This window comes from Microbispora sp. H10885 (assembly GCF_014161415.1).
GTDB classification, from domain to species: Bacteria; Actinomycetota; Actinomycetes; order Streptosporangiales; family Streptosporangiaceae; genus Microbispora; species Microbispora triticiradicis.
Genome location: NZ_JABBWY010000004.1, coordinates 209,308 through 229,211, shown reverse-complemented (window position 1 = coordinate 229,211; position 19,904 = coordinate 209,308). Strand labels below are relative to the sequence as shown.

General features: G+C 71.9%; 18 protein-coding genes. 4 read left to right on the top strand and 14 right to left on the bottom strand.

Annotated features, from left to right (window positions below; genetic code table 11):
• Nucleotides 1-20 precede the first annotated feature (20 nt).
• Nucleotides 21-1,346, bottom strand: a complete 1,326-nt coding sequence (locus HHX37_RS12320; protein WP_182874010.1) for a hemolysin family protein — start codon at nt 1,344-1,346, stop codon at nt 21-23.
• A 161-nt stretch (nt 1,347-1,507) separates the two neighbouring features.
• Here HHX37_RS12320 and galE point away from each other — a divergent pair, with 161 nt between their 5' ends.
• Entirely contained in the window at nt 1,508-2,461 is a 954-nt protein-coding gene (galE, locus tag HHX37_RS12315) for a UDP-glucose 4-epimerase GalE (protein ID WP_182885464.1), read from the top strand.
• A gap of 65 nt (nt 2,462-2,526) precedes the next feature.
• On the opposite strand, the gene HHX37_RS12310 is transcribed toward galE, so the two are convergent.
• Nucleotides 2,527-3,378 (bottom strand): CARDB domain-containing protein, encoded by an 852-nt coding sequence (locus HHX37_RS12310; RefSeq protein ID WP_182879695.1) that lies wholly within the window; start codon nt 3,376-3,378, stop codon nt 2,527-2,529.
• A 96-nt stretch (nt 3,379-3,474) separates the two neighbouring features.
• Nucleotides 3,475-4,905 (bottom strand): MDR family MFS transporter, encoded by a 1,431-nt coding sequence (locus HHX37_RS12305; protein WP_182885463.1) that lies wholly within the window; start codon nt 4,903-4,905, stop codon nt 3,475-3,477.
• A 56-nt stretch (nt 4,906-4,961) separates the two neighbouring features.
• On the opposite strand from HHX37_RS12305, the gene HHX37_RS12300 reads away from it, so the two are divergent.
• Nucleotides 4,962-5,498 carry a PadR family transcriptional regulator gene (locus HHX37_RS12300; RefSeq protein ID WP_182885462.1) on the top strand — a complete coding sequence of 179 codons (537 nt, stop codon included), beginning with the start codon at nt 4,962-4,964 and terminating at the stop codon, nt 5,496-5,498.
• A 69-nt stretch (nt 5,499-5,567) separates the two neighbouring features.
• On the opposite strand, the gene HHX37_RS12295 is transcribed toward HHX37_RS12300, so the two are convergent.
• From HHX37_RS12295 to HHX37_RS12275, 5 genes are all read right to left on the bottom strand, one after another.
• Nucleotides 5,568-7,955 carry a serine/threonine-protein kinase gene (locus HHX37_RS12295; RefSeq protein WP_182885461.1) on the bottom strand — a complete coding sequence of 796 codons (2,388 nt, stop codon included), beginning with the start codon at nt 7,953-7,955 and terminating at the stop codon, nt 5,568-5,570.
• Between the two features lie 208 nt (nt 7,956-8,163).
• The gene (locus HHX37_RS12290; protein ID WP_182879692.1) at nt 8,164-8,910 is read right to left on the bottom strand and encodes a YwqJ-related putative deaminase; all 747 of its coding nucleotides are present in this window, start codon (nt 8,908-8,910) and stop codon (nt 8,164-8,166) included.
• Nucleotides 8,911-9,156: 246 nt separating this feature from the next.
• The gene (locus HHX37_RS12285; protein ID WP_150930663.1) at nt 9,157-10,374 is read right to left on the bottom strand and encodes an NADP-dependent isocitrate dehydrogenase; all 1,218 of its coding nucleotides are present in this window, start codon (nt 10,372-10,374) and stop codon (nt 9,157-9,159) included.
• Nucleotides 10,375-10,481: 107 nt separating this feature from the next.
• The gene (locus HHX37_RS12280; RefSeq protein ID WP_182885460.1) at nt 10,482-10,766 is read right to left on the bottom strand and encodes a DUF3017 domain-containing protein; all 285 of its coding nucleotides are present in this window, start codon (nt 10,764-10,766) and stop codon (nt 10,482-10,484) included.
• 34 nt (nt 10,767-10,800) lie between these two features.
• The gene (locus HHX37_RS12275) at nt 10,801-11,976 is read right to left on the bottom strand and encodes a citrate/2-methylcitrate synthase (protein ID WP_182879691.1); all 1,176 of its coding nucleotides are present in this window, start codon (nt 11,974-11,976) and stop codon (nt 10,801-10,803) included.
• A 180-nt stretch (nt 11,977-12,156) separates the two neighbouring features.
• Here HHX37_RS12275 and HHX37_RS12270 point away from each other — a divergent pair, with 180 nt between their 5' ends.
• Complete coding sequence (locus HHX37_RS12270; RefSeq protein ID WP_111698390.1) at nt 12,157-12,810, top strand: FHA domain-containing protein; 654 nt, start codon at nt 12,157-12,159, stop codon at nt 12,808-12,810.
• Nucleotides 12,811-12,931: 121 nt separating this feature from the next.
• Here the strand turns inward: HHX37_RS12270 and HHX37_RS12265 are convergent, their stop codons facing one another.
• A complete protein-coding gene (locus tag HHX37_RS12265) occupies nt 12,932-13,906 on the bottom strand; it encodes a helix-turn-helix transcriptional regulator (RefSeq protein ID WP_182885459.1) in 975 nt (324 codons plus the stop codon).
• A gap of 95 nt (nt 13,907-14,001) precedes the next feature.
• On the opposite strand from HHX37_RS12265, the gene HHX37_RS12260 reads away from it, so the two are divergent.
• Nucleotides 14,002-14,553 carry a DinB family protein gene (locus HHX37_RS12260; protein WP_182879689.1) on the top strand — a complete coding sequence of 184 codons (552 nt, stop codon included), beginning with the start codon at nt 14,002-14,004 and terminating at the stop codon, nt 14,551-14,553.
• Here the strand turns inward: HHX37_RS12260 and HHX37_RS37695 are convergent.
• The 5 genes from HHX37_RS37695 to purN all read right to left on the bottom strand — a co-directional run bounded on the left by HHX37_RS37695 (nt 14,513) and on the right by purN (nt 19,853).
• A complete protein-coding gene (locus HHX37_RS37695; RefSeq protein WP_220502821.1) occupies nt 14,513-16,306 on the bottom strand; it encodes a phosphatidylglycerol lysyltransferase domain-containing protein in 1,794 nt (597 codons plus the stop codon). The two genes, HHX37_RS12260 and HHX37_RS37695, sit on opposite strands and share 41 nt — an antisense overlap.
• 124 nt (nt 16,307-16,430) lie before the next feature.
• The gene (locus tag HHX37_RS12250; RefSeq protein ID WP_111698398.1) at nt 16,431-17,276 is read right to left on the bottom strand and encodes a bifunctional methylenetetrahydrofolate dehydrogenase/methenyltetrahydrofolate cyclohydrolase; all 846 of its coding nucleotides are present in this window, start codon (nt 17,274-17,276) and stop codon (nt 16,431-16,433) included.
• 27 nt (nt 17,277-17,303) lie between these two features.
• The gene (locus HHX37_RS12245) at nt 17,304-17,459 is read right to left on the bottom strand and encodes a hypothetical protein (protein WP_165900492.1); all 156 of its coding nucleotides are present in this window, start codon (nt 17,457-17,459) and stop codon (nt 17,304-17,306) included.
• Nucleotides 17,460-17,604: 145 nt separating this feature from the next.
• Nucleotides 17,605-19,146, bottom strand: a complete 1,542-nt coding sequence (gene purH, locus HHX37_RS12240) for a bifunctional phosphoribosylaminoimidazolecarboxamide formyltransferase/IMP cyclohydrolase (protein ID WP_182879685.1) — start codon at nt 19,144-19,146, stop codon at nt 17,605-17,607.
• Nucleotides 19,143-19,853 (bottom strand): phosphoribosylglycinamide formyltransferase, encoded by a 711-nt coding sequence (purN, locus tag HHX37_RS12235; RefSeq protein ID WP_220502843.1) that lies wholly within the window; start codon nt 19,851-19,853, stop codon nt 19,143-19,145. Before purN ends, purH begins: the two co-directional genes overlap by 4 nt.
• Nucleotides 19,854-19,904 lie beyond the last annotated feature (51 nt).

Genomic DNA, 19,904 nt, shown 5'->3' with positions numbered 1-19,904 from the left:
CGCCGGGCCCCGGACGGACGTCAGACGGTCGCGGCCGGGGGCTCTTCGGCGGAGCCCTCCTCCGCGGGGGGATTGCGGGTGACGCGGACGCGGGAGACCCGGCGGCCGTCCATCTCGGTCACGGTCAGCGTGACGCCCGGCGCCTCCGCGACCTCGCCGCGCTGCGGCAGGTGACCGAGGAAGGCCATGACGTAGCCCCCCAGCGTCTCGTACGGCCCGCCGGGCAGCCGCACCGCCGTCTGCGCGTGGAACTCGTCCAGGTTGACCAGCCCGTCGACCTCCACGTCACCGGCGATCACCCGTACGGCGTCGCCGCTCTCGTCGTACTCGTCGCGGATGTCGCCGACGAGCTCCTCGACCAGGTCCTCCAGCGTCACGATGCCGTCGGTGCCGCCGTACTCGTCCACCACGATGGCGAGGTGGTGGCCCTCGTCGCGCATCTCGGCGAGCGTGGCGAGCACCCGCTTGCTGGCCGGCACGAGCTTGACCGGCCGGATCGGCACGACCTCGCTGATCGGCTCCAGCCGCCCGGTCCTGACCGGGTCGAGCAGGTCCCGGACGTGGACGAACCCGATGACGTCGTCGTAGGTGTCGCGGTAGACCGGGAAACGGGAGTGCGGCATGGCGGCGGCGAGCACCGCGGCCTCGGCGAGCGGCGTGTCCGCGGCCATGAACTCGACCTCGGTGCGGGGCAGCATGACCTCCCTGAGCTGGCGCTTGCCCGCCGCGAACACCTCGGCGATCACGTCGCGCTCGTCCTGCGTGAGTTCCTTGTGCCCCACGACCATGTCGCGCAGTTCCTCGGTCGTCATGGCCGCCCTGTCGGCGGACGGGTTGCCGCCCACCAGCCGTACGATGCCGTTGGTCGACTTCGACAGCACCCAGATCACCGGCCGCGACAGCGTGGCGATCCGGTCGAGCAGCGGGGCGGTCATGAGCGACAGGCTCTCCGCCCGCTGACGGCCGAGCCGCTTGGGCGCGAGCTCGCCGAGCACGAGCGTGACGTACGAGATGGCGAGCGTGACCGTCACGAAGGCGGCGGGCGCGGCCACGTCCGGCCGCAGGCCCCACCCCTCCAGGACCGGGGCGAACTCCGGGCCCAGCGCGTCGGCGCCGAGGGCGGCCGACAGCACGGTCGCCACCGTCACGCCGACCTGGATGGCGGACAGGAAGCGGTTGGGGTCGCGGGCGAGCTTCTGCACCCGCGCGCCGCGGCGTCCCTCGCGGCTCAGACGGCGGATCTGGCTCTCCCGCAGGGAGACCATCGCCATCTCGGCCGCCGCGAAGAACCCGCCGATCAGGATGAATATGAGGACCAGGGCGATGGTCACCGCGACGTTGCTCACGTCAATTGTCCGTTCGGGTGTCAGGCATGCCGGCCGGTCGCCGCGATCTCCGCGGCTCGCAGAGATTGCGGTACTGGTGGCATTTAACCCGCTCCTCAGTGGAAGCGCGTAAGCTAGGTCCCGGGCCTACATAATCAAACACTTTTGAACAGGAGTACACAGTGAAGCTGCTGGTTACTGGTGGAGCCGGGTACATCGGCAGCGTCGTGGCGGCGCAACTCCTTGAGCGCGGGCACGAGGTCACGGTGCTCGACGACCTGTCGACCGGGCACGCCGACGCGGTGCCGCCCGGCGCCTCGTTCGTGCAGGCGTCGATCACCGAGGCCGCGGGGGTGCTCTCCGAGGGGTTCGACGCCGTGCTCCACTTCGCCGCCAAGTCGCTGGTGGGCGAGTCGGTGGAGCGGCCCGGCCTGTACTGGTCGAACAACCTCGGCGGCACGCTGGCGCTGCTCGACGCCATGCGGCGCACGGGGGTGGACCGGATCGTCTTCTCCTCCACCGCCGCGACGTACGGCGAGCCGGAGCGCACGCCCATCGTGGAGACCGACCCGACCCGGCCCGGCAACCCCTACGGCGCGTCCAAGCTCGCCGTGGACACCGCGCTGACCGCCTTCGCCGGCCTGTACGGCCTGGGCGCGGTCAGCCTGCGCTACTTCAACGTGGCCGGAGCGTACGGCGAGTATCGCGAACGGCACGCGGTCGAGACCCATCTGATCCCCAACATCCTGAAGGTGGCGCTCGGCGAGCGGGAGTCGGTGAGCGTGTTCGGCACCGACTACCCCACCCCGGACGGCACCTGCGTCCGCGACTACGTCCACGTCACGGATCTCGCGGTGGCCCACCTGCTCGCCCTGGACGCCTGCGCGCCCGGGGAGCACCGGATCTACAACCTGGGCAGCGGCACCGGCTTCTCGGTGAAGGAGGTCGTCGAGGTGTGCCGGGAGGTGACCGGGCACCCCATCCCGGTGACCACCGCCCCGCGCCGCCCCGGCGACCCGGCCGTCCTGGTCGCGTCGCCGGAGAAGATCCAGCGCGAGCTCGGCTGGAAGCAGGCGCACGGCTCCCTGCGCGACATGGTCGCCGACGCCTGGGCCTCCTGCGCCAAGCCCGCCTGAGCCGACTGGGCCGACCGGGCCGGCGGGCGGCGTGATCGGCGGGCGGCGACGGCTCGGACGGCCGGTCAGGCGCGGCGCAGGGCCACGCGCATGCTGGCCTGGTTGTTGGCCGGGCGGCGGTCGCCGAACCGGCGCGAGTAGACGGTGGCCATCGTCGCCACGGCGTGCGAGGCCCGGGACGGCACCCGGAAGACCAGCTTGAGCAGCCCTCGCGACCCCGACCTGATCGGCGGCAGCGAGCAGCCGACGAACTGGCGGTTCCGGTGGCAGCGCGCCCCGGTCGCCGACAGGAGCCGGGCCTCCTGCGGCTGGAAGAACACGTAGGCGTCCCGGACGACCCGCGGCCCCCGGTTGCGTACCTCCGCCCGTACGGCGAACCAGTGCCCGGGACGGGTGTACCGGGTGGAGGAGCTGAACCGCATGGCCAGGTCGGCGCCTTCGTCGACCCTGGTCACCGTCTCGGCCGTGTTGTCGGTCTCGTCGTCGTCCAGCACCTCGGAGGTCAGGTCGGCCCGCGCGCGGAGGGGTCCGTGCGCGCCCGGCCGGATCATGCCCGTGATCGTCATGTCTCCCGAGCCGCCGGGCAGGACGTCGTCGGAGGACCGGCAGACCACCTCGTTGCGGGCGGAGCCGGGCCCGCACTCGGCCACGCCGACGTTCAGGATCTGGAAGTCGCGGGGCAGCCGGACCCGCAGCGTCGGCAGCACCGCGTCTCCCGGGCCCTGGTTGTGCACGCTGACGTGGTAGGTCAGCGGCTGCCCGGGTTGCGCCACCTTCGGCGACGCGGTGATCCCGACCATGAGATCGGCGGTCCCCCACCGGCCCTGCGCCGGCGCCGCCCCCGGCGCGGCGAGCGCCGGGTGCGGCGTTCCGGCGACGAAGACACAGACCAAACCCGTGACGACCCTGCGACCCATGCTGCTCCCCCGAAAGCGTGAGATCAATTCAATCGTCCGGGCGGTCCCCGCGACCGCCCGACACGCCGCGCGCGGCCCCGCCGGGGCGGGGTGATCTCACGCCGTGACAAGGTCCTCCCGCGGTGCCGCGGACCGGTCGAGCCGCAGGTCGCGGTTGGGCAGCAGCGCGAGCGCGAGGAGCGCGACCACCGCGCCCGCGACCCCGAGCCAGGGGATCACCGTCGCGGTCGCGGCGGCGTGCGCGGCGGGCAGGCCGTGCGCCGGCGCCTCCCGGGTCACCACCGACGCGTACGCCGTGCCCGCGACGGCCAGTGCGACCGAGCCGCCGATCTGCCGGAAGAACGTCAGGTTCGCGCTGGCCGTGCCGACGTACCGGGACGGCACGGACCTCTGGATCGCCACCGTCAGGCCCGAGAGCATGGGCCCCATCCCGAGACCGATCAGCGCCATCCAGACGACGAGCAGCGGCTCCGAGGTGCCGACGGCGAGGTTCGCGCACAACGTCGTGCCCGCCACCAGGAGAACCGTCGCGGCGACGAGCCAGGGCTTGTAGCGGCCGGTGCGGGAGATGAGCGCGCCGGTCACCGCGCTGCCGGCCACCATCGCCAGCATCAGCGGGTAGATGTGCAGCCCGGAGGAGGTGGCGCTGAGGCCGCGTGACTCCTGGAAGTAGCGCGGCAGGAAGACCACTCCCGCGTACATGCAGAACGCGGTGAAGAACGATGCGACGTTGACCAGGGAGTAGGTGCGGTTCGCGAAGAGATGGAGCGGCACGATGGGCTGCTCCACCCGGCGCTCGACCGCGACGAAGACCACGAGCAGCGCGAGCGACGCGGCGATCGGCCCGATCACCGGCCCGCTCGTCCAGGTGTGGCCGTCGACGCCCTTCTCGGTCAGCCCGACGAGCAGCGCGCTGATCGCGGCGCTGAAGACGGCGATGCCGAGGTAGTCGGGCCGCGCCCCGCCGTGCCCCGGCCGGTGCGGCAGCCGCCACACGATGATCGCCACCAGGACGGCGCCGATCGGCACGTTCACGTAGAAGGCCCAGCGCCAGCTCGCGTGGTCGGTGAACAGGCCGCCGAGGAACGGCCCGGCGAGGTAGCTCAGCGCCATGACCCCGCCGAGGGCGCCCTGCACGCGCCCGCCGCGCTCCGGCGGGAACAGGTCGACCACCAGCGCGAGCGACAGCGGCAGCAGCGCGCCCGCGCCCAGGCCCTGCAGGCCGCGGAAGGCGATGAGCTGCGCCATGCTCTGCGCGGCGCCCGACAGGATCGAGCCGAGCAGGAACAGCGCCACCCCCACCAGCAGGAGCGGCTTGCGGCCGTACGCGTCGGACAGCCGGCCGTACAGCGGGACCGTGATGGTCGAGGTCAGCAGATAGGCGGTGACCACCCAGGTGTAGAGGCCGGTGCCGCCGAGCTCGCCGACGATCCTGGGCAGCGCGGTGCCGACGATCGTCTGGTCGAGCATCGCGAGGAACATGCCGCCCAGCACGGCGAAGAGGAGGAGTCCGTTCTTGGATCGCATGTGTCGAAGGTGACATGTCAGTGCTTACATGTCAATACGGAGGTATAGTGGGGGGCATGTCCCTGCGCATCGCTCTCCTCGGCCTGCTGACTGCGTACGGCTCGGCGAGCGGCTACGACCTGGCCAAATCGTTCGAGAAGTCCGTGGCCCACGTCTGGCAGGCCGGCCACAGCCAGATCTATCCGGAGCTCGCCAAGATGGCGTCGGACGGGCTGGTGACGGTCGAGGCGGAGGGCGCCCGGGGCCGCAAGATCTACACGATCACCGCGGAGGGCCGCGCCGAGCTGCGCGAATGGCTGCTCGGCCACGATCCCACGGGCCCGGCGCGCAGCGAGGTCGCGCTGCAGGCGTTCCTCGTCCCGCTGCTCGAAACGCCGGAGGCGGTGGCCGTGCTGGAGCGGTTGCGGGCCCACTCGGAACAGAAGCTGGCGCAGCTGGAAGCGCTCTGGACGGCCAAGCACTCGGCGCCCATCCCGGAGGGGACGGCGCGGGTCAAGTTCGGCAATCTCGCCCTGGACCTAGGGATCCGGCAGACCCGCATGGTGCTCCAGTGGGCGGACGACGCCATCGCCGAGGTCCAGGCCCGGTCCTGAAGCGCGCAGTCCCGAAGCGCGCGGTCCCGAAGCGCGCAGTCCTGACGGCCGACGCGCGGCGGGCGGGACTCAGCGGCAGGAGAGCGGGGCCGGGGCCTTCCGTTCGGAGTCGAAGTCGACGTTGCCGAAGTGCTTGCGCAGCAGGCTCCGCATCGTGCCGTCGTCGTACAGGTCCTGGATCGCGCCCTCGACGGCCGCGCAGGTGCGCAGGTCCTTCCTGGGCAGGCCGACGGCGTACCGCTGGTCTCGCAGCCGCACGCCGAGCACCGACAGCTTCAGGCCCGTCTCCCTGTTCGCGAAGCCCGCGATGATCAGGTCGTCGCCGGGGACCGCGTCGACCTTTCCGCTGGTCAGCAGGTTCATGCACTCCGCGTAGTTGCCGGCCGGGACCTGCTCGACGTCCACCCTGCCCGCGACGAGGCGGGCCGTCGCGCTCCCGGCGGGCGCGCACATCCGGCGGCCGGCGAGGTCGTCGAGCCTCCTGACCCGCGAGCCGGCGAGCACCAGCAGGTCGGCGTGGGCCGTGTAGTACGGGCCCGCGAAGGTGACGGCGTCGTCGCGGTTGTCGTCGTAGGAGTACGTCGCGACGACCATGTCCACCACGCCGTCGGCCAGGGCCCGCACCCGTTCACCGACGCCGATCCGGTGGAAGGTGATCCCGCTCGCGGGGACCTTGAGACGCCTGGCGATGTACGTGGCGAGGTCGACCTCGAACCCGCTGGGTCCCGTTCCCTGCTGCAGGGCGACGCCCGGCAGGTCTCCGCGTACGCCGATGGTGAGCCGCCCGGTGCGCGCCACCTTGTCGAGCACGGACGTGAACGTGTGGCCGGGCCGGGGGCCGCTCGACGACGAGGTTCCCGCCTCGCCGGTCTCGCCGCCGGCCCTCGGGAGGAGGCCGATCCCGTTCGCGACGAGCACGCCCCCGCCGGCCAGGACGGCGAGCACGGCCGCGCACGCGGCGATCAGGAGGTTCCTGCGCCGGGACCGCCGGGACGGCTCCGGCCCCGGATCGTGCGGCTCCACCCGCCCCCCGCCGTGCGGCCCTGATCCGTACGGCTCTGATCCGTGCGGACCCAACCCGTGCGGCCCCGAACCCTGGGGCCCTGATCCGTGCGGCTCTGATCTATGCGGCCCTGATCCGTGCGGTCCGGTCTTCGCGGGCCCGCCCGCGGGGACGGCGGCACCCACGTCCCCACCCGCGCGCACGTCGGTGCTGACCGCGGGCGACAGGAACGCACGGGCCGCCTCGGTGTCCCAGGTCCCCACGCTCACCACGGGGCCCGTGGCGTCCTCGTAGCGGTCGCTCCAGGCCGCGTCGCGCGCCGCGTTACGGGCCGGGTTGCGGGCCGGATCGTGAGCCGTGTCGCGGACCGGATTGTGGGCCGCGTTGTGGGCCGCGTTGTGGGCACCGCTGGGGGGGCCGTACCGGGCTCCGCCGGCGGAGTCGCGCGGGCCGCTGCCGGCCGCCCCCGTGAACCGGTGCGGGCCGCTTCGGGCGTCGCCGCCAGACCCGCCGTACTGCCCGCCGTACGAGCCGCCGTGCTGCCCGCCGGGATGAGGGGCCGCGCGTCCGGCGAATGGCCTGGCCGCGGGATCGGCCGCGTGCGCGGCGCCCTCGGAGAGCACCGTCGTGGACGCGTCGCCCGACGCCGCACGGCCGAGCAGGCGCAGCAGGATCTGGTCGGCGGTCGGGCGCTCGTCCGGCGACTTGCGCAGGCACGCCCGCACCACCCCGGCGAGCGGCTCGGGCAGCGCCGAGGTGTCGATGTCGTGGTTCAGGATGCGGTTGAGCACGGCCGCGATCGAGTCACCGCCGAAGACGACCGTGCCGGTCGCGGCGTACGCGATCGTCGAGGCCCACGAGAAGACGTCGGCGGGGGGCCCGACCTTGCCGCCGGAGATCTGCTCGGGAGCCATGTAGGCGGGCGTGCCGATCGCCCGGCTGGTGATCGTCGCGGTCGAGTCGAGGATGCGGGCGATGCCGAAGTCGACCACCCGGGGCCCGTCGACGGCGAGCAGCACGTTGTCGGGCTTGAAGTCGCGGTGGACGATCCCCGCCTGGTGGATGGCGGTGAGCGCGGTGGCCGTGCCGACGGCCAGGCGCTCCAGCGCCGAGCCCGTCACCGTCCCCCGCTCCTCGACCGTCTCGCGCAGCGACCGCCCGTCGATGAACTCGCTCGCGATGTACGGCGTGTCGCCCTCCAGGTCGGCCGCCATGACCCGCGCGGTGCAGAAACTCGCCACCCGCTGGGCGGCCCGCAACTCCCGGGCGAAGCGGGACCTGGCGACCGCGTCACCGCTGAACTTCACGTGCAGCAGCTTCACCGCGGCCTGCTCGCCCGCCTGGTCCTCGCCGAGGTAGACCACGCCCTGGCCGCCCTCGCCGAGACGGCCGGACAGCACGAAGGGACCGAGCCGGGTCGGGTCCCCCGGTTGGAGCGGCGCGATCTGCGGCATCCCCGTTCCCCACGATTCGGCAAAGTACCGGCCAGCAGAACTTTACGGCCCCCGCGCGGCGCTTCCGGTTCCCGATACCACGCCGTGACGTCAGGAAGTCGTGACAATGCGGCGAGCGGTCCCCATCCCCAAGTGACGGAAAAGGGCCGCCCGGAATGTCTCCGGGCGGCTCCCCCTCCTGCCGGGCGGCGGGCGAGCGGCGGCCGGGTCAGACGCGGCGCGCTCCGATGGTCTTCAGCCACTTGTCGCAGTTGCCGCAGGCCTTGCGGGGCTGCCACACCTTCTTGTCCCAGTTCCACGTCTCGGCGTGGAAGTACAGGTTCTTGCCCTGGACGTCGCTCAGGACCCGCGCCTTGATCTTGTAGAGGTACTTGTTCATCGCGTCGACCTCGGCGCAGTTGTCCACCGTCCACTCCTCGCCCTGGCCGACCTTGGCGAGGATCTCCTCCATGACCGGATGCTTCTCCGTCCGGGCGAGGTAGGGGTACGCGCCGCTCGTTCCGGTGAAGGTCTGCTGCGTGCCGAGGTCGGCCAGACCGGCGACCACCGTGCCCAGCCCGCCCTGCGTCCTGGTCGCCCTCTGGGCCTCCGTACGGGCCTTGGCGATGAAACGCTGGATGGCCTGCTCGGCCTCGAGCCTGTTCGCCTCGGCGACCACCCTGGCCTTCTCCTCCAGGTACCACGTGAAGCCGCCGTTCCAGTCGTTCTCGTAGACCCACGTGACGAAGGCCGCGCGCGCCTCCGCCTCGGATTTCGTCTGGCTCACGAGGGCGCTCTCCAGCGCGCCGAGCCTCTTCCACACCTCCTCGGCGGCCGCCTTGACGTCGCTGCCGATCGTCGCCGTCCTGAGCCACTGGCCGAGCTCGATGCGGGCCTTGCTGGCCCACTCCTTGACCTTCGTCGTGGGCACCGCTTCTTCGGCGGGGTTGTGTGAGGCGTGCGTCGTCTCTGCCATCGCGCTTCCTTCGTCGAGGGTCTTCGCCTGTGGTGGCCCGGCCCTCGACCAGAGTCGCCGGAAGCCGTCGGCGTCGGATTGCCGGGCGATCCGGATCCGATTGCCGGCGTACCCGCGGTCGTCCGGCGCGGCGGAGGACGTCTCCCGGAGAAGGGCGTGACGGCCCATGGACGGCCCATGGACGCGAATCGGCCTCCGCCCCGACGGTGGAACCGCGGGCAGAGGCCGATTCTCCGTACCAGGCCGCTAGGCGGACATCTTCTTCTTGAGGTTCTCGTCGAGAGCCGCGAGGAAGTCCTGCGTGGTCAGCCACTCGGCGTCGCCGCCGACCAGGAGCGCGAGGTCCTTGGTCATCTGGCCGCCCTCGACGGTCTCGACACAGACCTGCTCCAGCTTCTCGGCGAAGTCGATCACCTCGGGCTGGTTGTCGAGCTTGCCGCGGTGCTGCAGGCCGCGGGTCCAGGCGAAGATCGAGGCGATCGGGTTCGTGGACGTCGGCTTGCCCTGCTGGTGCTGACGGTAGTGCCGGGTCACCGTGCCGTGCGCGGCCTCGGCCTCGACGGTGCGGCCGTCGGGGGTCATCAGCACGCTGGTCATCAGGCCGAGCGAGCCGAAGCCCTGGGCCACGGTGTCCGACTGGACGTCGCCGTCGTAGTTCTTGCAGGCCCAGACGTACCCGCCCTCCCACTTGAGGGAGGCGGCCACCATGTCGTCGATCAGCCGGTGCTCGTAGGTGATCCCGGCGGCTTCGAAGTCGGCCTTGAACTCGCTCTCGTACACCTCGGCGAAGATGTCCTTGAACCGGCCGTCGTACGCCTTGAGGATGGTGTTCTTGGTCGACAGGTAGACCGGGTAGCCGCGGTTGAGGCCGTACCGCATCGAGGCACGGGCGAAGTCGCGGATCGACTCGTCCAGGTTGTACATCGCCAGGGCGACGCCGGAGCCGGGGAAGTCGAAGACGTTGAGCTCGATCGGCTCGCCGCCGTCCTTCGGGGTGAAGGTCAACGTCAAGGTGCCCTCGCCCGGCACCTTGAGGTCGGTGGCGCGGTACTGGTCGCCGAAGGCGTGACGGCCGACGACGATCGGCTTGGTCCAGCCGGGCACCAACCGGGGGACGTTCGACATGATGATCGGCTCACGGAAGATGACACCGCCGAGGATGTTGCGGATCGTCCCGTTCGGGGACCTCCACATCTTCTTCAGGCCGAACTCCTCGACCCGCGCCTCGTCCGGCGTGATCGTCGCGCACTTGACGCCCACGCCGTACTGCTTGATGGCGTTGGCGGCGTCGATCGTGACCTGGTCGTCGGTGGCGTCGCGGTGCTCAATGCCGAGGTCGTAGTACTTCAGGTCGACGTCGAGGTAGGGAAGGATCAGCTGGTCCTTGATGAACTGCCAGATGATCCGGGTCATCTCGTCGCCGTCGAGCTCGACGACAGGGCCCGCTACCTTGATCTTGGGCATGCGTGGGGTTCCCCTTCTGGTCTGACTGGCCAGCACGTCCTTTTTGAGGCTCACTGGCCGTTGAGGCTATCGGACGGGTGTGGTAAGCCCGCGACGAGGTCGCGTTCCTACGAGTCGTGCAGGCGCAGCAGCATGAGCAGCGAGCCGGCCACGAGCGCCACGCCGAACGCCGCCAGCGTGATCGCGTCGGTCCGCCTGCCGCGGACCGCGAGCGCACCCGCCCGCCGGTCCGACGTCGCCAGCCGGGTGACGGACCCGGCGAGGAAGGCGCCTCCCATCACCACTCCGCCGGTCGACACCGGCGCCCCCAGCCCGATCGCGCTCAGTCCGGCGGCCACGCCGGCCGCCACCACCAGGTACGACCCCCAGGCCGTGCTCTCGCCCGTTCTCACGTCTCTCCCATGCCTGCCACCGCGGTCCTCCATGTCAGCGCTCACCGATGGGCGCCCATTTCTGGTCGCGCTCACCGATGTACTCGCTGTCGGGCCGGATCAGCCGGTTGTCGGCGTGCTGCTCGATCACGTGGGCGGTCCACCCCGACATCCGGCTGACCGAGAACACGGGAGTGAACAGATCCGTCGGTATGCCCAGGTAGTGGTAGACGGTGGCCGCGTAGAAGTCAACGTTCGGGTACAGGTGCTTCTCCGCGAGGACGACCTCCTCCATCTCCCGGGACATCCGGTAGTAGGTGTCGTCGCCGGAGGCCTCGGCCAGCTCCTCCGACATCCGCCGCAGGTGCGTCGCCCGGGGGTCCTCCGTCTTGTAGACGCGGTGCCCGAATCCCATGATCTTCTCGCCCGCCGCCAGTCTGTCCCGTACGGCCTGGGCGACGCCGCGTGGGTCCAGCTCTTCCAGCGTACGCATGACCTGCTCGTTCGCGCCTCCGTGCAGGGGCCCCTTGAGCGTGCCGATGGCGGCGACGATGGCCGAGTGCATGTCGGACAGCGTGGCGGCGCACACACGGGCGGCGAACGTCGAGGCGTTCATGGTGTGGTCGGCGTGCAGCACGAGACAGGTGTCGAAGATCTCGGCGGCGCGCCCCTCGGGGCGCCGGCCGGTGATCTGGAGCAGGAAGTTCCCGGCGATGCTCAGCTCGGGATCGATCTCGGGCAGCGTCGCCCCGGTCCGCGCCGCGTGGTAGCGGGCGACCAGGATCGGCTGCTGGGCGGTCAGCCGCGCGGCCTTGCGCAGGTTGGCCTCGGGGGCGTTGGAATCCTTGTCCGGATCGTCCGCGCCGGCCAGGGAGACCAGCGTCCGCAGCGCCTCCATGGGCGCCTGCCTCTCGGCGATCTCGGGGATGTCGCGCTCGACGAGCGTGCCCAGGGTGCGGCCACGCGCCAGTTCCGCGCCGTAGTCGGCGAGCTGGGCGCGGGACGGCAGCGACCCGCGCTGGAGCAGGTGGGCGGTCTCCTCGAAGGTGGTGCGGCCGGCCAGGTCGTGGATGTCGTAGCCACGGTAGAAGAGCCGGCCCGCCTTGCCGTCGATGTCGCTCAGCGCTGTGGACGCGGCGACGACATCGGCGAGTCCTTTGGTGGGCTTGTCTGCAACCTCTCGGGGGGTTCCACCCCCCAAGTCCCCCCCGTCCGAGGAAGTCTGCTTCATAGTATTTCCTCCGCTTATCTCCGCCCGAAGTCTACCCGTGAGCAGGGAAGAAGCCCCTCAAAGGCCCAGATCAATTTCAGGGGAGATTCTGCTTATGGCAAAGGCGATTCCCCCTCGCCACGGGTGGGTAAGCCGCATCTATAGAGAAAGTAACGGCGGGCTACCTGGGGAGGAACTGCCGTGGAGGGGCCGTTCATACGGATCGAGGACAGCGGCGAGGTGGTACCGCTGCGCCCCGACGTCACCACGATCGGTCGCGGCCGGGGCGCGGACATCCGGCTGGCGGATCCGAGCGTGTCACGGCTGCACGCCGAATTCGTGCGTCGCGGGCCCTACCTGTACGTCGTGGACCTGGGCCTGTCCCGCAACGGCACACGGGTGAACGGCAGGCCGATCGCCCGGAGGGTGCTGGACGACGGCGACGTCGTCTCCTTCGGCGCCGCCCGGGCCCGGGTCGGCGGGATCCCGCGTGAGGACCTCGCGCCCGAGGTCGAACTGCGCCGCGCCGCCGCGCCGGAACTGACCCGCCGCGAGGTCGACGTGCTCACCTCGCTGTGCCGCCCCGCCCTGTCGGACGAGGCGTTCGTGGCGCCGGCCACGGCCCGGGAGATCGCCGACGACCTGGTGGTCACCGAGGCGGCGGTCAAGCAGCATCTGCTGCGGCTCTACCAGAAGTTCCGCATCCCGGAGGGCACCAACCGGCGGACCAGGCTGGCCAACGAGGTCGTCGCCCTCGGCCTCGTGCGGCCCACGCCGGTCGTGCCGCCGCAGCGCGCGAGCGGCCCGGCCGAGCAGGAGCCGCAACGCGCCCCCGTAGGCCGCCGGGCCTCCTGAACCGGTGACACACCGGCCGCGTGGAAGTGGAAGCCGTCCATCCCTCGCGGCCGGTGGAGCGTTCCCAACCGGTCGGCGCCGGCATCCGATGGTGACAAAAAGTGATTTATGAGCGAATGGGCTAAGACGAGGGAAGAGTTTTCTCGCACCGGTTGAACCGGGCTCCCCACTCATGGATTCGGTCGATCAGTTCGGGCGGATGGATGACGCGGAAATCGGCACCGACCACGCCCAGCGCCAAGGTCGGCCAGTCCAGGGAGTCCGCCGTCATCCGCATCCGGCAGTGCTCGTCGTCGATCTCCTCGATCATGCTCCACCTGCCGATCCGTTCACGCACGGTCACGGCCGGGGCGTCGACCAGGACCTCCACCCGGTACGGCCGGGGCAGGTTGTCCCGGCCGGCCCGCACGAACTCGGCGGCGTCGGCGGCGGGCAGTTCCCGGGGCCGGAACCGGGAGCCGGTGTGGTGGGGTGCGGTGAGCCGGTCGAGCCGGAAGCTGCGCCAGTCGTGCCGGACGAGGTCGTAGGCGACCAGGTACCAGCGGCGGCCGAGACAGACCAGCCGATGGGGTTCGACGTGCCGCTCGGTGTGCCTGCCGTCGGAGGCGGTGTAGGAGAAGCGGAGCTGTTCGTCGTCCCGGCACGCCAGCGCGACCGTGGTGAGCACGCCCGGGTCGACGCCCGCCCTGACCGGGCCGTCCCAGCCGGCGGGCACGGTCATCGCGCGCAGCGCGTCGATCCGGCGTCGCAGCCGGGCCGGCATCACCTGCACCACCTTGGCCAGCGCCCGCACCGAGGACTCGGCGATGCCCTCCACCGCGCCCTGCGCGGCGGCCTGCAGTCCCAGGGCCAGGGCCACCGCCTCGTCGTCGTCGATCACCAGTGGCGGCAGTGCCGCGCCGGCGGCGAGCTGATAGCCGCCGTCCACGCCGCGCTGCGCCTCGACCGGATAGCCCAGTTCCCGCAGCCGGTCGACGTCCCGGCGCAGCGTGCGGACCGAGACCCCCAGCCGTTCGGCCAGTTCGGCGCCTGGCCAGTACCGATGGGTCTGCAGCAGCGACAGCAGCCGCAGCGTCCGCTCGCTGGTATTCGCCATGCCATGATTCTTCCGCAATTGAGGTCAGAAAGTGACCGTTGTGCCGCCTAGCGTGGGTTCTGACCGGCCATACAGGACAGCGAAGGCGGAGAACCATGAGCGAGACCACGACCGTCGGCGAGCCGACCACCCGCGACCTCACCGGCGAGCGCGCGGACCTGCTGGCGATGCTGGCCAAGCAGCGGCACTTCCTGCGCTTCACCACCCGCGACCTCACCGACGAGCAGGCCGGGCGGCGGACCACCGCCAGCGAACTGTGCCTGGGCGGGCTGATCAAGCACGTCACCTCGGTCGAACGGACCTGGGCGCGCTTCATCTTGGAGGGCCCGTCGGCCATGGGTGACTTCACCGCCATGACCGAGGCCGACTGGGCCCGGAGGGCCGACGAGTTCCGGCTGCTGCCCGGCGAGACGCTGGCCGGTGTGCTGGCCGACTACGCCGAGGTCGCCCGCCGGACCGACGAGCTGGTCGCCGGCCTGCCCGACCTGGACGCCGCCCAGCCGCTGCCGAAGGCCCCGTGGCACGAGCCCGGCACGTCGTGGTCGGCCCGCCGGGTGCTGATGCACGTCATGGCCGAGACCGCCCAGCACGCGGGCCACGCCGACATCATCCGCGAGTCCCTCGACGGCGCCAAGAGCATGGGCTGACCCCCCGGCGGAGGCGTGGCGGGGTCAGGAACGCCTCGGCCCTGAGCGCCGCGACGCCGATGCGCGGCAGGTCGCGCGATGTGGGGAAGACCAGGAACCGCGGCTCCCACACCGGCCGGAACTTGGCGTTGAACCGGTACAACGAGTCGATCTGGAACCAGCGGGACAGGAAGACGAGGACACCGCGCCAGGCCCGTGACACCGGCCCCGCGCCCAGCCGCTCCCCCCGCGCCAGCGCGGCCCGGAACACCGCGAAGTTGAGGGACACCCTGGTCACCCCGAGCTCCGGCGCCGCCTCCAGGGCCCTCACGATCAGGAACTCGTTCAGACCGGGATCGGCCCGCAGGTCACGGCGCATGAGGTCGAGCGACAGCCCGTCGCGTCCCCACGGGACGAAGTGCAGCACGGCCCGGACGTCCCCCGTCTCCTCCCCGCCCCTGGGCCTGGCCCCGGCGGCGGGGGGTGACGCCTGCGCCGGGCCGTGGGCCGTCACCACCACGCAGCCGGCGTCGGCGGGATCGCCGAACCGGCCCAGTGCCATCGAGAAGCCGCGCTCGGCCGTGGTGCCGCGCCAGGAGACGGCCGCGGCGTGGATGCGGTCCCGCTCGGCCTCGGTCAGGTCACCGGCCCGCCGTACGTGGCAGGTGTAGCCGAGACGCTCCACCCGGTGGACCATCTGCCGCACGTTGCGCATGGCCCGGCCCTCCAGGGTGAATCCGGCCACCTCGACGACCGCCTCGTCGCCGAGTTCCAGCGCGCCGAGACCGCCTTCCCGGGTCCACGCCTCGCCTCCGCTCTCGCCACAGCCGATCACGGCCGGGATCCAGGCATGCCGCCCGGCCTCCTCCAGGAAGCGGCGGATGGCCCCCGGCCAGGCCTCGGCGTCGCCGAGCGGGTCGCCGCTCGCCAGCATCACCCCGGCCACGACGCGGTACGTCACGGCCGCCTTGCCGCTGGGCGAGAAGATCACGCTCTTGTCCCTGCGGAGCGCGAAGTAGCCGAGCGAGTCCTGCCCGCCCCACTGGTCGAGCATGGCCCTGAGGCGCCGCTCGTCGCCGGGGGTGAGCGCGGCGGCCGGGCGCTCCGGCCGCAGCGCGAGGTGGATGGTCGTGACGGCGGTGAGGGCGCCGAGCCCGGCGAGCGAGGACGACACCAGGGCGCCGGCGTGCGCCGAGGCGTAGCCGACGGGACCGTCCACGCCCGCGAGGCCGAGGACGACCTGCCGCAGCCGGTCGCCCGGGCCGAGCCGGCCCGCGACGTCACGGGCGTGCGCGGCGACCAGCACCCATCCGATCACGACGTCGAACGCGCCGAGCACGATCAGGTTGCCCAGGGCGCGCCAGCGGGAGCGTGGGTCGGGCAGGGCGTAGAACTCCGCCCTGCTCAGCAGCAGCACCCCGAACAGCAGCAGCGAGACCGACGCGGCGAGGGGGTGCCGCCAGCGCAGCGCCTCCAGGACGGCGCCCACGGGCAGCAGCACCACCACCGCCCGCCAGGCCCTCGCCTTGCGCCGCCTGAGGGCGTGGGCCAGCATGATCAGCAGGATTCCGACCAGGAGAGAGGCCGTTTCGGCCAGCGTGGTGACACTGCCCGGCAGAATTCCGGCGATCTCGCTGATCCTGCTTGTACGGAACCGCGGGACGACGCCGTTGACGATGTCCAGGGCCCCGATCAGCAGCGCGGCCCGGCCCGCCGCCGCGGGCACCCAGGGACGCGCGATCCTCGCATGTACGGAGTGCGTCCGAACACTCACGATATGTGAGGATAGGTGACATTAGCGCCCGCGAAGCGGCGTGATTCCGATCCTTGCCCGGGTCCTTACGCCACCCGGACCACGCCTCCAGGACCACGCCGGCCACCAGGGCCGGCCGGTGCCGTCACTGCCGCTCGGCGGCCTCGACGACGTTGGCCAGCAGCATGGCCCGGGTCATCGGCCCCACCCCGCCGGGGTTGGGGGCGACGAAACCCGCCACCTCGCGGACGTCGGGGGCCACGTCTCCGGCGATCTTCCCGTCGACCCGGGACACGCCCACGTCGAGCACGGCCGCGCCCGGCTTGACCATCTCCGCGGTCACCAGGTGGGGCACCCCGGCCGCGGCGACGACGATGTCCGCCCGGCGCACGTGGGACGCCAGGTCCTGGGTGCCGGTGTGGCAGAGCGTCACGGTGGCGTTCTCCGCGCGCCGGGTGAGCAGCAGGCCCAGCGGCCGGCCCACGGTGATGCCCCGGCCGACGACGACGACCTCGGCGCCCTTGATCGGCACGCCGTACCGCTGGAGCAGCACCACGATGCCGCGCGGGGTGCACGGCAGCGGGGCGTCGACCATGTGGACGAGCCTGCCCAGGTTGACCGGGTGGAGGCCGTCGGCGTCCTTGGCCGGGTCCATCCGCTCGATGAGCGCCTGGGTGTCCAGGTGACGCGGCAGCGGAAGCTGAACGATGTAGCCCGTGCAGGCCGGGTCGGCGTTCAGCTCGTCGACCGCGGCCTCCACGTCGGCCTGGGTGGCGGTGTCCGGAAGGTCCTTCCGGATGGAGGTGATGCCGACCTCCGCGCAGTCGCGGTGCTTGCCCGCGACGTAGATCTGACTGCCCGGGTCCTCACCGACCAGGATCGTGCCCAGCCCGGGGGTGATGCCCCGGTTCGCCAGGGCCTTCACCCGCTCCGCCAGTTCACCCTTGATCGTGGCGGCGGTCGCCTTGCCGTCCAGAAGCCGCGCGGTCATCGCACTCCCCAGTTCGTCCAGGTGGTTCTACTGAGCCCCCTCGCGGCGCTCGATGATCCGGCGGGTGAGAGGGATGAACTCCACGATCTTCCACCCGAAGTACGCGGCCAGGACCGCGATGGGCAGCAGCGCGAGGGGGCTGTTCCACACGCCGTTCATCAGGGCGAAAGAAGTCGTGAGCATGTCAACGGGCATGGAGGGACTCCGGGGGAAGAAGAGTGGGGCGTTTCAGGCTAACCGCACCACAAGGGTGATCGTGCCGTTTCCGCCCTTTCTGTCCCCCGAGTGCCCCTCCGATCGCGTCGCGCCCCCGCTGACCGTGGTCCGGTCAGTGGAAGAAGTGGCGGGTGCCGGTGAAGTAGAGCGTGATGCCCGCCTCCTTGGCGGCCTCGATGACCTGGTCGTCGCGGATCGATCCGCCCGGCTCCACGATCGCCTTCACCCCCGCCTCGGTCAGCACCTGCAGGCCGTCCGGGAAGGGGAAGTACGCGTCGGAGGCCCCGACCGATCCGGCCGCGCGCTCACCGGCCCGCGCGACCGCCAGCCGGGCCGAGTCGACCCGGTTGACCTGGCCCATCCCGACGCCGACGGTCGCGCCGCCGGTCGCGAGGAGGATCGCGTTGGACTTCACCGAACGGCAGGCCCGCCAGGCGAAGGCGAGGTCGGCCAGCACCTCGGGCGAGGCCGGCTCGCCGGCCCTGAGCTCCCAGCCGGACGGGTCGTCGCCGGGGGCGTCCACCCGGTCGACCGTCTGCACGAGGAGGCCGCCGTCGACGCGGCGGAACTCCGCGGCGTTCGCCGGCCCCGACGGGCAGGCGAGCAGCCGGATGTTCTTCTTCTCCCGCAGGATCTCCAGCGCGTCCGCCGCGAACGACGGCGCCACCACGACCTCCGTGAAGATCGGCGCGATCTGCTCGGCCAGCTCACGGGTCACCTCGCGGTTCACCGCGATCACCCCGCCGTACGCCGAGACCGGGTCGCACTCGTGCGCCTTGCGGTGCGCCTCGGCCACGTCGGCGCCCACGGCGATGCCGCAGGGGTTGGCGTGCTTGATGATGGCGACGGCCGGCTCGGCGAAGTCCCAGGCGGCCCGCCAGGCGGCGTCGGCGTCCACGTAGTTGTTGTAGGACATCTCCTTGCCGTGGAGCTGCTCGGCGTTGGCCAGGCCGTCCGTGCCGCCGGTGTAGAGCGCGGCTCCCTGGTGCGGGTTCTCGCCGTACCGCAGGGCCGCCTTGCGCTTCCACGCCGCGCCCATGAACGACGGCCACTCGCCCTCGGGGGCGTAGACGTTGCCGAACCACGACGCCACCGCGACGTCGTACGCGGCGGTGTGCGCGTAGGCCGTGGCGGCGAGCCTCCTGCGCTCGGTCAGCGTGAAGCCGCCCTCAGCGGCCGCGGCCAGCACGTCGCCGTACGCCGCGGGGTCGACGACCACGGCCACCGTGCCGTGGTTCTTGGCGGCGGCCCGGATCATCGCGGGGCCGCCGATGTCGATCTGCTCGACGCATTCGGCGTCCGAGGCGCCGGAGGCGACCGTGGCGGCGAACGGGTAGAGGTTCACCACCGCGAGCTGGAACTGCTCGATCTCCAGCTCCTCCAGCTGCTTGACGTGCGAGGGGTTGCCGCCGTCGGCGAGCAGCCCGGCGTGCACCCGCGGGTGGAGGGTCTTGACCCGGCCGTCCAGGCACTCGGGGAAGCCGGTGAGCGACTCCACCCTGGTGACCGGCACGCCGTAGGAGGCGATCGCGGCGGCGGTGCCGCCGGTCGACACGATCTCCACGCCCGCGGCCTCAAGCCCCCGCGCCAGGTCTTCCAGACCCGTCTTGTCGTAAACGGTGATGAGCGCACGGCGGATGGCGATGCGGGTCACTTCGTGGTCCTTCCTGATGTCGTGCCCTGTGTCCGGTCCTGTGCCGGAGCCGGTTCTGCGACGGGCGCCGGGCGCCGCGCGGCGGCGGCCTGTCCCGCGGTTCGCGCCGTCCCCAGGCGTACGGTCCGCCCGGTCGTGGTCCAGCCCTCGCGGGCCATCCGGCCGACCATCTCGACGAGGAGGCCGCGCTCGACGGTCTTGATCCGCTCGTGCAGCGACTCCTCGTCGTCGCCCTCCCGCACCGGCACCGCCTCCTGGGCGATCACCGGCCCGGTGTCCACGCCCGCGTCGACCAGGTGCACGGTGCAGCCGGTGACGCGGACGCCGTACGCGAGCGCGTCGCGCACCGCGTGGGCGCCCGGGAAGGAGGGCAACAGCGCCGGGTGGGTGTTGACGACCGGGAACGCGGCCAGCACGCGAGGACCGAGGATCTTCATGAACCCGGCGGAGACCACGAGGTCGGGCCGGTGCCCGGCGATGCGCTCCGCCAGGCTCTCGTCCCATTCCTCCCGGGTTGGGTGGTCGCCCACCCTCTCGACGAACGTGGGGACGCCCGCGCGCCCGGCCCGCGCCAGGCCCTCGATGTCGTCGCGGTCGGCTCCGACGGCCACCACCGTCGCGCCGTACGCGTCGTCGGAGGCGGCGTCGAGCAGCGCTTGCAGGTTGGTCCCCGATCCCGAGACGAGGACCACGAGCCGGAAGGACAGGGCGGAACTCCTTCGTGAGCTGGCTTCGTTTTGCAGGTGATTACCGGGAGA